Source organism: Streptomyces roseochromogenus subsp. oscitans DS 12.976, from assembly GCF_000497445.1.
Classification (GTDB): domain Bacteria; phylum Actinomycetota; class Actinomycetes; order Streptomycetales; family Streptomycetaceae; genus Streptomyces; species Streptomyces oscitans.
In genome coordinates this window covers 2,587,304-2,600,566 of the sequence record NZ_CM002285.1, presented here as the reverse complement: position 1 = coordinate 2,600,566, position 13,263 = coordinate 2,587,304, and the positions used below count along the sequence as shown (strand labels likewise).

Here is a 13,263-nt window from a genome sequence, read left to right as displayed (position 1 = left end):
GACGCATGGTTGGCGGCGTGTCCTTGCTCCTACGATGGAAGCCACCGTCGGGGGAGGGTGGACGTGACGAGCAGTACGCCGCAGGGGGCCGGGCGCCGGCTGGAGAACGGGATCGCGTGGGCGGTCCGGAACGCGGACGGGGTCGTTGCCATCGTCGTCGCCGTGGTGGTCGGTCTGATGGACGTCCTGAACCAGAACATGGACCCCAACATCGTCTCCGGCGCCACGCTGCTCGTGCTCGCCGCGCTGGTGTACGGCTCGCTCACCGAGCGCCGGCGCCGGATGGCCGACCTCCGCGCCGCGACCTCCGGAACCAGCCGGGCCATCGAGGACCTGGCGATGGTGCGCGCGCTCTCCGGCGCCGAGACCGCCCTCGCGCACGAGCGGGCCCGGCGTACGACCAGCCGCTGGGTGTTCAAGGGCGGCACCGGCACCTATCTGCGGGCCGTCACGCTGCCCGAGTGCGTGCTCGAAGCGCAGCGCCAGCGGCGCTCCCTCAGCATGAAGATCGACATCATCAACCCCGCCGACGACCATGTGTGCGCCGCGTACGCCCGCTTCAGGAGCACGTTCGGGCCAGGGTCCGGCGGCGGCCACGCCGAATGGACCGTCGAACGCACCCGCAAGGAGGCGTACGCCACTGTCGTGGCCGCCTGCTGGCACCGGCAGCGGCTGGACACCCTGGAGATCGACGTCCACCTGTCCTCGGTGGCACCGGCCCTGCGCTTCGACCTCTCCGACACCTGCCTGATCATCACCCAGGACGACCCCAGCCGGGTCAGCCTCTGCGTGGAGCGCGACCGGCCGCTCTACGACTACTACGTCACCGAGCTGCACCAGAGCCGCGAGCAGGCGGTCAAGCTCGATCTGCGTGAGGCCGTCCCGCTCACCGAAGAGCCCACCGTGGACGAGGTCAGACGCCTGCTCGACCGGCTCGGCCTGCCACTTGCGCCGAGCTACACCGACCGTGACGTCGGCGACATCATCGACAAGGCGCTGCGCGCGGAGAACCCGTACCGCAGATGAGCGCCATGTTCCGGCCAAGGCGGACAAGGGGGAAAGGAACATGGACTACCCGGCCCTCGAACGGGCCGCCCGGCGGCACGCCGCCGCCGAGCTGATACGGCACGCCGTATCGGAACTGGACCGCATCGTCTCGGGCCGCCGCGCCCTGCACGCGGTACGCCATCCGCTGGGGTTCGTCTGTCTGCCCGTCCTGCGCGACGGCGACGACGGCGTCTGCGTCCACGTCTTCGGCATCCCGGAGGCGGAGCCCGACGGATCCGTGCCCCAAGTGCATTGCCACAGCTGGGACTTGACCAGCACTGTGCTCTACGGGCGGCTCGACAACCGGCGCATGGACGTGGACGACGACACCGGCGAGCCCACGCACCGGGTCTTCGAGGTGCTCAGCGATCCCTCCGGCGTGGACGAACTCCGGCCCACCGAGCGGCTGGTGCGGCTGCGGCCCGGCGTGGAACAGGCCAGCGCGCGGGGCCAGAGCTACACCCTCCCGGCGGGTGAATTCCACACCAGTGTGGTGCCGGACGACCGCCCCACCGCCACCCTGGTCCTGGGGCGGACTCTGCCCGGCCGCATGGACCTCTCCCTGGGCCCGCCGTCCGCCCCGGGCCACCGCATGGTCCGCCGGACGTGCGACGCGACCCAGACCGCCCGGATCGCTCGGGCCGCCCTCAGGAGGATCCATGAGCCCGAACCCTGACCCGTCGTCCGGCCCGTCGTCTTCGCCCGCCGGTTACGCCGTTGAGCACCGTACGGCCGTGGGCGCCGCCGAGGAGGCCGGGGCGCTGCTGCGGTCCCGGTTCCCGGACGGGTTCGCCGCCCGGTCCAAGGGGCAACTCGGCGATGTCGTGACCGACTTGGACGTTGCCGCCGAGCGACTCGTGGTCGGCCGGATCCGCGACCGCTTCCCCCGCGACCGCATCCTCGCCGAGGAGTCCGGCGAACTCGCCGGTGACGGCGGCGGCCGCACCTGGCTGATCGACCCGCTCGACGGCAGCAACAACGTCGTCATCGGGCTCCCCGTCTACGTCGTCGGTGTCGCCCTGTGCGTCGATGACACGCCCGTCGTCGGCGTCGTCCACGATCCGATGACCGGCCGTACGTGGTCCGCGCTGCGGGGCGGCGGAGCCCAGGGGCCCGGCGGGCGCCTCGCCGCCCCTCCGCCCGCCCGCCCGCTTTCCGCCGCGGGCCCCCTGCTGGCCTGGACCCAGGGCCACGCCGTCTCCCGCGACGACCCCGTCGCCTGCGCCCTCCGCCACAGCCTCGAACTCCGCTCCCGCCGCCTGCTCCAGCTCTGGGCGCCGCTGGTCGCCTGGGCCATGCTGGCCCGCGGCGACATCGACGGCTTCATCGGCTACCGCGCCGAGGCGATCGACCTCCCCGCCGGTGCGCTGCTCGCCCGCGAGGCCGGCATCTCCCTGCGGCACCTCGACGGGGCGGAGTTCGGCGGCGGCTTCGGAGGCCCGGACACCGGGCGTTCCTTCGTCGCCGGGCGCCCGGAGATGCTGCCGCACCTCCTCGGCCTCGTCAGCCCTTTCTCTCCCGGCACCGAGGGCACGCACACGGCGGAAACCGCCCCGACAGGTCCAGCGGCGCGGCGTTCTTCGGCGGCCGGTACGTCACCGTCGGGCCCCACGTCCGTCCACTGTCCCGGGAGACCGTCAGCGTGAGATACACGCGGACGAAGCCGTCCTCTTGCTTGTCCTGCATTCCAGCGCCCTTCACTTTCTGTGGCGTTACGTGCACAGAGTGAGGTGGGCGGCAGTACCTTCGGAAGATGACGGAGCGTGACAACGGAGTGCGCAAGAGGGGGAGTTGAAGGTGGCTGTCGAGGACAATCCGATCTCGCGGGAGCGGTACGGGGAGGAACTCAGGCGACGGAGGGAGGCGGCCGGGCTCACGCAGGAGCAGCTGGCCCAACGTGCGCTGATGTCCCGCACGCACATCGCCCACATCGAGGCGGGGCGGCGCAGGCCGGATGTGAAGGACGCGCGGCGGCTGGATCGGGCGCTGGGGACGGATGGGTTCTTTGAGCGGTTCCTGCCGGCATTGGACGGCAAGAAGGTTGCGGAACACTTCAAGGAGGCGTTGGAGTTCGAGGGCAAGGCGACAGTCATCAAGGAGTACGCCCCGAGCCTTGTGCCAGGTCTCTTGCAGACGAAGTGGTACGCGTACGAAGTGCTCAGCACCGGCTATCCGCGCCAAAGCGACGAGGACCGCGACAAGCTGGTGGCTACTCGCCTCGAACGATCAAGTATCCTTGGCAACTTCCGCGCACCCGAGGTCTGCTACCTCCTCGACGAAGCGGTGCTGCGGCGTGTTGTCGGCGGGCCAGTTGTGATGTGCGAGCAGCTCCGGCACATCGCTGAGTTGGGGACGAGCCGCCGTATCCGCGTCCACGTGCTCCCTTATTCTGTGGGTGCGCACGCCCTCCAGGAGGGTTTCCTCTCCCTCATGTGGTTCGAGGACATGCCGCCCATCGCGTACGCGGAGGGTGTGAACAGCGGGCGCATCCTGGAACTTCCGTCTGCGGTACGAGAGTGCCAGGAACTCTATGATCAAGCCCTGGGTGACGCCTTGTCGCACCGAAAGTCCCTGGACTTGCTCCGGGCCGTCGCGGAGGATTACGAACATGAAGCCCAGCGAGCCGACCATACCTGACGCCTCGGCACTGTCCGGCTGGCGCAAATCCAGTTACAGCGGCGGAAGCAGCGGTAACTGCCTCGAAGTAACCACCTGGCGCAAGTCGAGCTACAGCGGCGGTAGCGGCGGTGATTGCCTCGAAGTCAACGACACCGCCGCCCCCACCCACGTCCCCGTCCGCGACAGCAAGAACCCCACCGGCCCCGCCGTGGTCTTCTCGGCGCCCGCCTGGTCGGCTTTCGTCCACCGGGCCTCAACTCAGCGTCTGACAGCCTGAGTTACGGCTGGTGACCGGCGCCGGTGCACCGGATTGGGGCGAGGGCACGAGCACCACTATCACGGGCCGGTGACCCACCCCGCCCCCACCATGGCGGACCGCCCGGCAAGAGGCAGACGCGCACCGGTCTGGATCGCCTCCACGGTCGTCGTCGCGCTGGTCGCGCTGGCCGGCGGCGGCTTATGGCTGAAACTCACGTCGTCCGACACCACCGCGGCCGGGAACAAGAACCCCCGTTCCGTACCAGCACAGGCGCCCGCCCCCGGCGCATCGTCGGCCTCCCCCTCCGCGAAGAAGCGGAGCACCACACCCGAGGACCTGGTCCACGTTCGTCGGTGCTGTCAGGGACTAGCCGGTGCCGCCGTTACGGGGCTTCGCCGGCTGCTGCGGGTCGTAGCCGGGGAAGGGACGGTCGAGGAGCCAGTTGTAGAGCATCTCCCGGCAGATCTGCGGCTGAAATGCCGGTACTTGGTGTCCGGAGTCGGGCACGCTGACCTGCGTCAGGTTCCCGAGACTGCGGACGAAACCCTTCGGGTTGCCCTGTGCCTGAGTCCATACGACGCGGGGCGCGTTGCGCCACTGGGCGTGCTCGTGCTCGCCCTTTTGTCTCATGAGGTCGTCCAGGATCTCTTCCGTGCTCCGGTACCCGCAGGCGGTGTCGAAGTTCCCGGTGTAGAGCAGGGTCTTGTATCCCTTGTCGATGACGTCCCTGTACCGCCAGGAGCCGTCGGCCATGTTGTCCTGCACCAGGGCCTCGGCCACCGGGCCGTTGTCGTCGGCGCTCTGCCAGGCGACGTTCGCGGGAATGTGGAGTGAGGCCTTTACGGCCTCGCTGTTCAGGTAGGCGTTCAGCGCCCCCATGGGCAGGTCGTCCCAGCGCCGTACGTCGTAGACGTCGAAGTGGCCCCCGTACATACCGGTCGCGGTCACCAGGGCGTTGCCCAGCTTGGTGGCCTGCTCCATCTCCTGCTTGTGAAGGGCGTCCTGGAACTCGGCGTAGGACTTGTCGAGGGAGTCCTTCTGGCCCATGCCGATGAACCCGGTCGTATAGGCGTAGTCGATCAGGACGCGCAGGGACAGTTCGGGCTTGATCCAGCCGTTGCCGACGGCGATGCCCTTCAGGTTGATGCGTTGCTCGGCCGGGACCTGGCCGTTCTGCTTGTCGATCTCCAGGGCGATCGCCGGGACGTACTTGCCGGCGTAGCTCTCACCGCAGACGTACAGCGGGCACTGCGCGTACTCGGGGTGCAGGCTGAAGAACTCCTGGAGGCTCCTCCAGAACATCTCGCCGAGGGCGGTCTCGCTGTGGACGCACTCGCCGGTGTCGGAGTAGCTGTATCCCGTGCCGATGGGCTGGTCCCAGTAGACAACATGCGCTTCCTGGTTCCAGGAGCCGGCGCTCACCGATATCGTCCCGATGGCATCGTCGCCGATGGACAGCGGCCCGTTCTCCAGGAACAGGCCGAGGAGCGAGGAGGCGCCGGGTCCGCCGTTGAGCCAGATCAGCAGCGGCGTCCGGCTGATCAGCTCCTGCTGGTCGCAGACCGCGACCTCGGGGTTGCAGGTCTGGCTCTCGAAGAACCAGTAGAAGAGATGGTTCCTGGTGTTCGGATGCTCTGTGCTGTCGATGTGCACGTGACCGGCGTAGGAGCGCACCTTCTTGGTGCCATCGGTGGAGAAGTCGATGCGCTGGGTGTTGAGGACGTTCGCCGGAATCGAGGCGACAAGGTCGTCCGACATGGCTCACCTTCCGTTCGGCAGCAGGGTCAGGGAGCCATACGACCGTGCCGCCGGGACCGCCTGAAGTCGGCGCCGCGGAACAGCTTGGCCGTCCTGTCCGTCTGCTCCCGGACCCCGATGCGCTGCCCCTGGAGCAGTTGCAGCGCGGGGAACCGGTCCTTTTCGAACAGCAGGATGTTGAGCGAGCCGCCGTACTTGAAGTTGCCGATCCTTTCCCCTTTCTCCACCATGACGTGGTCCTGGAGCGGTGGCTTGAACTTGTCCAGGAAGTTCACGGAGGCGATCGAGTTGAGGCCGACGGGCACCATTCCGACGAATCCTTCTCCGTCCGGCCCTCCGGAGGCATTCAGATACGTCGTCTTGATGATGAGGTATCCCCGGCGGAACTTCTCGAAGTCCGAGTAGTCGTAGCCGTAGCCGACGTTTCCCTTGTCGAGCAGGTCAGGGAGGCTCCGGAACCCGTAGTACGCGCCGTCGACGTCCTCGCAGGCCTCCACCACCTCGCCCGCGATCGGCGCGTGGTACCAGTGGTATCGGTCGGGCATCAGGATGCACGACACCGCCGTACCGCCGATGAACTTGGCGGTACTCGGAGTTGGCGAGCAGCTGGTTGATGTTCATGGAGACCGTCTTGACCGGGATCTGCGTGGTCGCGGTCAGGTCATCGACGATCATGTTGATGACGCAGTCGGCCGGGGCGACCACGACGTCGATCTCGTCCTTGGCATCGACCGGCCGCCTGTCCTCCTTGATCTCCCGGACGAAGAACTCGTTGAAGGTCTGCCAGTCCTCGATCTTGTACTCATCCATGCGCTTAGGACCGAGTTCTTTGATCCACGTCTCGATGAGGTGCTTCCACTGTTCTTTTCTTCTTCGATCTTCCCGTCCATCTGCAAGCCTTGCAGATGCGTGAAGTCGGCGGTCATCTCGCGGCCCGGGCCGGAGAGTACGAAGTCCAAGCCGGCCTTGTTGTTGTAGCTGAGCCAGCTGAACTTCTCTATGTACTCCAGCCCGTTGCGGACATGCGGCTCCCAGCTGTACCAATCGCGGAAGAACCCACACAGACACTCGATACCGCTCTTCCAGGGGTACGTCACGTCATCCGGCGTGCCGTCCGGGTACGGCTTTAAGCCCTGGATCGCCATCTCGTACTTGGTCTTGAACTGCTCGTGGTCGTTCTTGTACCAGTCCCTGATTTTGGCGAGGAACTCGTCGATGTTCTTTGAGAACGGTTCAGTGCCCTGGGTCACTTTCCTGTCTCCTCCAGAGTTCAAGGAATGTGCCGGGCTGAGCCCGGCCGTGCCGGACAAGGCTGGACCGGACCCGAACCGCGGTGAAAGGTGGACCCGGGGCGCGAAGATCGTTCTCTGCCACGCGGACACTCGACGAGCTCCGCATCAGCTGAATCATCTGCCACACGGGCACCATGCGAACTCTGCGTAGCAGCACCATGCGCCCTGTAGTGCCACATGCACCCCAGCCGTAACACCCCGGGGCTCCACGCCGCCGCGGGACACAATGACCGGGACCCGCTCGGACGAAACAAGCCAGCGCCTGCACAGGCAGGGCGCAGCTGAGCAGCAGCCCGGCGGACCGTGTCGCAGCTGAGCGGAGCGGCTCCGCTCCTGCGGACTGGACAGACCTCCGCCCGGCGTGAGACAGCAGAGTCGGGTTCCCATCGCTGAAGGGGAGGCTCTGTCATGAGCCGAACACGCGCGTGCCCAAGGGTGCTGATAGTCGGGGCGGGACTGGCCGGCACCGCCACGGCGATCCGACTGCTCCGCTTCGCCCGCAGACCGCTTGAGGTCGTCCTTCTCGAGAAGCGTCCCGACTACCGGTCCGCCGGCGTCGCCTACCACCGGGAGGGGAACCCCTGGGACCATGTGTTCAACATCCAGGCCGGTCGGATGTCGCTGTTCCGGGAGGACGTTCTCGACTTCGTCCGCTGGGCCAACCTGGAGGCGGACCGCCGGGACTGGCCGGCGCAGTGGGCCGAGCACGAGTTCGTGGAGCAGGGCCCGGCGCCGAGGAGGATCTTCCAGGACTACCTGATCGAGCGGCTGGCCGAGGCCCGGCGGGAAGCCTGTCCCGGCGTCGTACTCGTCGAATGGGACGGCGAGGCGGTCGACATGGACGTACGCCCAGCGGGAGTCGATGTGACGGTCTGCCGGCTGTCCGCGAGCGGCTTCGGGACCGGGCCAGGGGCGGAACCGACCCTGCTGTCCGCGCTGTCCGCCGATCACGTCGTACTCGCGACCGGTCTCGAACTCAGGGAACCGCCCTACGCCGCCGAGGTGCTCACGCACCCGTCCTTCGTGCGGAATCCGTTCTCCGAGGCCGGCGTGCGCAAGCTCGTGACGCTCCCGTCCGAAGCGACCGTCGCGGTCGTCGGATCCGTGCTGAGCGCGTACGACTCGGCGGGGCTTCTGCTGCGCCAGGGGCACACCGGGAGGATCCATCTGATCTCCAGGACCGGGACGATGTTCCGGACGTACCCGGCCGGTCATGAGCACGGAGTGTTACGACTGCCCTGCCCGAGAGCGCTGCTGGAGCCGTACCGGAATCGGGAGGAGTTCGTCGCCCGGGTCCGGTCCGAGTGGGAGGCGGCGTGCTCGACGGTCGCCCGGGAGCACCCCGGAGTTCACCCGTCGGTGATCGCGGAGCGGGTGGCCAAAGCGTGGGAGCCGTATCTTCCCGAGGTCATCGAGCGGATTCCCTCGGCGGAACTACGGCTCCTGCTGGACGAGTTCAGTACCGCGATAGCCGCGTTCCGGGTCGGCGTGGTGGAGTACACGATGGCGGTCATCGAGCGCGCGATGCACCCAGCGGACGGGCCGGTGAAGCTGGTCGTCGGAGCCGTGGAGAGGGTCACTCCGGTGGAGTCGAGTCGGCTGGTCGTCTCGGTCGCGACCGCGGAGCGGAGACAGTCCATCGAGGCCGACCTGGTGGTGTCCCACTTCGGCAGGGAGTGGGACTACAGCAGGGTCGGCCGGCCGCTCTGGCGCAATCTCCTCCGGAAGGGGATCGCGGTACCCCATGAGCGCACCGGGCGCGGCTTGGAGGTCGACGCACAGGGGACACTCCTGGGCCCCGACGGGGAGCCGGTCGGCCCGATCTCCGCGGTCGGTGTGCCGAGAGAGGGTGACGAACTCGTGCGGAACGGCCGGACCGGTGCGTTCGCCTTCAATCTCGCTTCCATCAAGAACCAGTCGATCGCGGTCGCCGCGCGCGTCGTCGCGGAGCTGGAACTGCGGGAAGACGGGCTGGCCCAGGACTTGGCCCAATTCCACGGCGGCGCCGGCGATATGGAGGATGCCGGGCGGGGTGGATTCGAGGAGGCGGTACTTCTGGAGGTGAGGAGGCTGGCCACGCGGGCGCGACGTGGGCGGGAACTGCTCGATTCCCGAGTGGACGCCTGCATTCGGGCCATGGGCGGACTTCCGGACCTTCCGGCTCTTGCGAAGGATGCCTTCCGGCGCGACCGGCTGATGAGGGTGGTCGTCAACCGGGCGGCCGTCGGGCGGCTCACCGATGTCTCCGTGACACCACTCCAACTGCGTCGACAGCTGGGGATAGCGGACGAACCGGGGACCGCGAACGCCGAAGATCTGAGGGACTGACAGTCCCAGAAATCCGCCATTTGCTCGCCGCTGTCTTCCATGCGAGCGCCATGGCAGCTGCCAGACTGCTGGTCAGGGCACGAAACCGCACTGGAGTACCAGGTGAACGGGCGACGGATTCAAGGGTTCCTGCTGGCCGGCGGGGCACAGAGTGTGCTGCGCGGCACCTGCAACCGCACCAGAAGTCCACGCGAGGGATCCATCCTCGTCGCCCCTGGCCTCGACGTGGGTCTGTACGAGGCGATCGTGACGGCGCGGGCCGTCGTCTGCGGCTCGGGTGGGCTGACCGGCCATATGCAGTCGCTCTGCCGAGGCAGAGGAATTCCCGTGCTCCGCGTCGACCAGGCGGATCTCGCCGACCTGGTCGGCGACGTGACGCTGGACCTGGAGAGCCGAACGATCGTCATCGGGGCCGACGCGAGGGCCGAGGCTTCGGGGTCGTGGGCCCCGGGCCCCGGACCGGCCGATCTCGGCTCGGCGTGTGCGGTCATCGCGGACCTGCAGGACATCCGGACCATCAACTCGTGCGGGCCCGTCGCGGAGCGGGTCGACTGCTTCTTCATCCGGGAGGAGTTCCTCTGCCTGGCGGCAGCCCTGCGTCCGCTGGACTCCTTGGCCGGCGGCCCCGCCGAGATCGCGGTCTACGGGCAGTCCGTCGCGGACCGGCTGTGCAGCTACGTCGACGCACTCCTGCCCGACCAGCGACTGGTCCTGAGACTCCTCGACCTCCGCTCCGACCACGCGGCCGGCGTCACCGAGCTGGCCCCGGTGCCGGTCGAACCGAACCCCGAGCTGGGCCTGCACGGCGCTCGCTGGCTCCTGGGTTCGACCGCCTACCGGGACGCGCTGCACACCGTGCTCGGGTCCCTGCGGGCGCGGCTCGGTGCGGATGCGGGCCGCGTGCACCTCTCCGTTCCCTTTCTCACGGATGAGCGGGAGTTCGCCCGGATCAGGACGCACCTGCAGGTGCCGGGGGACGTGCCCTTGTCGGCATTCGTCGAGACACCCGCGGCGGTGCACGCCGCCGCGGCGCTCTGTGCGGCAGGCGCCGGCGAACTGTTCGTCGGTACGAAGGACCTGGTGCAGTTCTATCTCGCCGCGGACCGGACCAACCACCTGGTCGCCGACTCCTACCAGACCCGGCACCCCGCCGTCCTGGACGGAATGCGCAGGGTGGTGGAGTCGGCGCATGCCGCGGATACCCCGGTGCGGGTGTTCGCGCTGGGTGCGGATCTCGCCTACTACCTGGAACGCCTGCCGGCGCCGGACGGCTACATGATGTGCACCGCCGAACTCCAGCAGATGCTCCTCCAGGGGCGGCCCTGACACCGGGCCGGCAGGCGGTGGCGGTCAGAGGGCAGGCGACGGCGACACGGCTCAGCGCGTCAGCGCCAACGTCCCCACCGCCGCGACCACCGCCGCCGTCGCCAGCACGGCGCCCGTGCCCATCAGCCGCGCCACCGGCACCCGTACGCCGTACGCAAGGCAGCGCTCGTACCAGAGGAGGGTCGCCAGGGACGCCCAGGGGGTGATCACCGGCCCGGCGTTGGTGCCAATCAGGAGGGCGAGCAGCTGGTCATGGTTGCCCACCGGCACGGCCGCCTCACCCGCGAGATAGACGGGGAGGTTGTTGAGGGCGTTGGAGAGGCCGCCGCCCACCGCCGCCGCGCGGAACATGCCCAGGGTGCCGCCGTCGTGGCCGACCGCCGAGGCGAGCAGATGGTGCAGCCCGTGCGCGTCGAACGTCTCGACCACCAGGAACATGCCAGGCACCATCACCAGCAGCCGCCAGGGGATGAGCGACAGCCGGAGCGCGGAACGGTCGCGGACGACGAAGGCCGCCACGGCGACCAGCGCGGCCGTCGCCGAGGCCATCCACAGCGGTACGTCGGCCACCAGGATGGCGATCAGGAAGCCGGCGCAGGCGAGCGCGCAGGCGCGGAAGAGCACCGGGTCGGCGGGGTGGTGACGGGCGGGCGGTGTGTAGCGGTCGGCCGCGTCGGGGCGGACGTCCGCCGCGCGCGCCGCACCGGGCCCCGACACCGGCACGGCGGTCATCAGGCCCGACTCGTCGACAACAGGCCCCCCACGCCTGCCCCGCCGCCAGAAGAACAGCCACAAACAAGCCATCGTCACGACGACCGCAGCGAGCTGCGGGGCCCACATCCGGCCCGCCAGGCCCAGCGGGGAGAGCGCGACGCGGTTGGCGGCCAGCAGGTTCGTCAGGTTGGACACGGGCAGGAGGAGGCTCGCCGTGTTGGCGAGCCAGACCGTGGTCATCGCCAGCGGCACCGGCGCGATGCCCACCCGGGAGGCGAGCGCCAGCATCACCGGGGTCAGCAGGACAGCCGTCGTGTCCAGGTTCAGGGCGATCGTCGTGACGGAAGCGAAGGCCACGCAGAGCAGGAACAGGAGCGGATAACTGCCCCGGCCCGCCCGCGCCACCCGGGCCGCCAGCACGTCGAACACCTCGGCCCTGCTGGTCAGTTCGGCCAGCACGATCACCGTGCCCAGGAAGCCCAGGAGCGGTGCGATGCGGGTCATCGCGTCGTGAGCGGAACCGGTGGGCAGCAATCCCGTGGCCACACAGAGCAGTCCGGTCGCCAGCAGACCGATCGCCACCCGGTCGAGGACATGCAGACGCAATATGACACGCACGGTTGGAAGGGTCGCACAGTTGTGCCCTCCTGTGGCCTGCGCGCCGTCGAACGCCTGGAAACGACCGGTATCGGCCTGTCTTCTCACGGCACAATGGATACATGGTGGCTCGTCAGAACACCCCGGGGGACACCGACACCGGGCCATTGGACTTCTTCATCAGCTACTCACCCGCCGACGAACGCTGGGCGTCCTGGATCGCCTGGACCCTGGAGGAGGCCGGGTACCGTACGGTTCTGCAGGCCTGGGACTTCGTCCCGGGCACGAACTTCGTCGACTTCATGGACCGCGGCGTGAGCGAGTCCGCCGCCGTCATCGCCGTACTCTCGCGGAACTACGAGCGTTCCCGGTACGGGCGGATGGAGTGGCAGGCCGCGTTGCGCGCCGACCCGGACGCACCCGAGCGGCGGCTGCTCACCGTGCGGGTCGAGGACATCCCCGTGGAGGGGCTGCTCGCCACGATCACATACGTCGATCTGGTCCCGGTCGCCGATCCGGCGGCGGCCCGGGAGCTGCTGCTCGCCCGGGTCCGGCAGGCACTCGACGGGCGGGCCCGGCCCAGCGTCCGCCCGGAGTATCCGGGTGGGAGGCCGGCAGTGCCGCATGCTGCCGCCGTGCCCTCCGCCCCTGGCCCCGGGCGGCCGCTCGGCGGGCCCGGGTGGGCGGGGCGCCGTAGACCGGCTGCGGCGCCGTCGTATCCGCGGGTGTCGGCGGAGGTCCGGGAGCGGGAGGCAGTCACCGTGCTCCAGCTCGCCGGGCCCGCCTTCGGACGGGGGCAGGACCCCGCCGAGCTGCAGGCCGCGATCTGGGGCGACCTGGTCGAGCTGGCCGACGCGGGGGCGCCCGCGCCCGATCTGCTCGTCGTCACCGGGGATCTCACCGCCTCCGGCAGCCGGCGCGAGTTCGAGCAGGCCCTCTCCTTTCTCACCGGGCTGCGGGCCCTGCTCGGACTCGAACCGCACCGGGTCGCCCTCGTCCCCGGCGGTCAGGACGTCAACCAGGCCGCCTGCCAGGCCTACTTCAGCACCTGCGAGGCCGACGAGATGCCGCCCCGGCCGCCGTACTGGCCCAAGTGGCGGCACTTCGCCCGGCTGTTCCAGGAGCTGTACCAGGGCCTCGACGTCGTCTTCGACAGTGACCAGCCGTGGACCCTCTTTCCCGTGCCCGAACTGCGCACCGTGGTCGCGGGGTTGAACTCGTCCATGGCCTACAGTCATCGGCGCGACGACCAGTACGGGCTGATCGGACGTGAGCAGGCCGCCTGGTTCGCGCAGGCGCTGCGGCCGCACGAGACCGAGGGAT

Annotated in this window: 12 protein-coding genes and 1 pseudogene; 8 read left to right on the top strand and 5 right to left on the bottom strand. The window is 69.0% G+C overall.

The annotated features are described in order from the left end of the window. The first annotated feature begins 63 nt into the window (after nucleotides 1-63). The 5 genes from M878_RS61040 (at nucleotide 64) to M878_RS94090 (ending at nucleotide 3,943) form a co-directional block, all read left to right on the top strand. Nucleotides 64-1,026 (top strand): hypothetical protein, encoded by a 963-nt coding sequence (locus tag M878_RS61040; RefSeq protein WP_245238079.1) that lies wholly within the window; start codon nucleotides 64-66, stop codon nucleotides 1,024-1,026. Between the two features lie 40 nt (nucleotides 1,027-1,066). Next, nucleotides 1,067-1,723: a hypothetical protein gene (locus M878_RS61035; protein ID WP_023546411.1), complete on the top strand. Its 657-nt coding sequence runs from the start codon at nucleotides 1,067-1,069 to the stop codon at nucleotides 1,721-1,723. Then, entirely contained in the window at nucleotides 1,707-2,693 is a 987-nt protein-coding gene (locus tag M878_RS61030) for an inositol monophosphatase family protein (protein ID WP_078630258.1), read from the top strand. Before M878_RS61035 ends, M878_RS61030 begins: the two co-directional genes overlap by 17 nt. 151 nt (nucleotides 2,694-2,844) lie before the next feature. Next, nucleotides 2,845-3,684 (top strand): helix-turn-helix domain-containing protein, encoded by an 840-nt coding sequence (locus tag M878_RS61025; protein ID WP_023546409.1) that lies wholly within the window; start codon nucleotides 2,845-2,847, stop codon nucleotides 3,682-3,684. Then, the gene (locus M878_RS94090) at nucleotides 3,656-3,943 is read left to right on the top strand and encodes a DUF397 domain-containing protein (RefSeq protein WP_078630257.1); all 288 of its coding nucleotides are present in this window, start codon (nucleotides 3,656-3,658) and stop codon (nucleotides 3,941-3,943) included. The genes M878_RS61025 and M878_RS94090 overlap by 29 nt, the downstream gene beginning before the upstream one ends. A 59-nt stretch (nucleotides 3,944-4,002) precedes the next feature. Here M878_RS94090 and M878_RS61020 read toward each other — a convergent pair whose 3' ends face one another. The 4 genes and pseudogenes from M878_RS61020 to M878_RS99765 form a co-directional block, all read right to left on the bottom strand. Next, on the bottom strand, nucleotides 4,003-4,251 hold the full coding sequence (locus M878_RS61020) for a hypothetical protein (RefSeq protein WP_023546408.1): 249 nt from the start codon (nucleotides 4,249-4,251) through the stop codon (nucleotides 4,003-4,005). A gap of 40 nt (nucleotides 4,252-4,291) precedes the next feature. Then, nucleotides 4,292-5,683: a S10 family serine carboxypeptidase-like protein gene (locus M878_RS61015; protein WP_023546407.1), complete on the bottom strand. Its 1,392-nt coding sequence runs from the start codon at nucleotides 5,681-5,683 to the stop codon at nucleotides 4,292-4,294. Between the two features lie 26 nt (nucleotides 5,684-5,709). After that, a pseudogene (locus M878_RS98870) lies at nucleotides 5,710-6,436 on the bottom strand (phosphatidylserine decarboxylase). Then, nucleotides 6,355-6,933, bottom strand: a complete 579-nt coding sequence (locus tag M878_RS99765) for a hypothetical protein (protein ID WP_245238077.1) — start codon at nucleotides 6,931-6,933, stop codon at nucleotides 6,355-6,357. Before M878_RS99765 ends, M878_RS98870 begins: the two are co-directional and overlap by 82 nt. 450 nt (nucleotides 6,934-7,383) lie before the next feature. On the opposite strand from M878_RS99765, the gene M878_RS61005 reads away from it, so the two are divergent. Beyond that, nucleotides 7,384-9,303, top strand: a complete 1,920-nt coding sequence (locus M878_RS61005) for an FAD/NAD(P)-binding protein (RefSeq protein WP_031224717.1) — start codon at nucleotides 7,384-7,386, stop codon at nucleotides 9,301-9,303. Between the two features lie 102 nt (nucleotides 9,304-9,405). Beyond that, nucleotides 9,406-10,629: a putative PEP-binding protein gene (locus M878_RS61000; protein WP_031224716.1), complete on the top strand. Its 1,224-nt coding sequence runs from the start codon at nucleotides 9,406-9,408 to the stop codon at nucleotides 10,627-10,629. A gap of 51 nt (nucleotides 10,630-10,680) precedes the next feature. Here M878_RS61000 and M878_RS60995 read toward each other — a convergent pair whose 3' ends face one another. Continuing rightward, a complete protein-coding gene (locus M878_RS60995) occupies nucleotides 10,681-11,961 on the bottom strand; it encodes an ArsB/NhaD family transporter (protein WP_023546402.1) in 1,281 nt (426 codons plus the stop codon). Between the two features lie 101 nt (nucleotides 11,962-12,062). Here M878_RS60995 and M878_RS60990 point away from each other — a divergent pair. Continuing rightward, nucleotides 12,063-13,263, top strand: a 1,201-nt coding sequence (locus M878_RS60990) for a TIR domain-containing protein (protein WP_031224715.1), incomplete at its 3' end; no start/stop codon positions are given.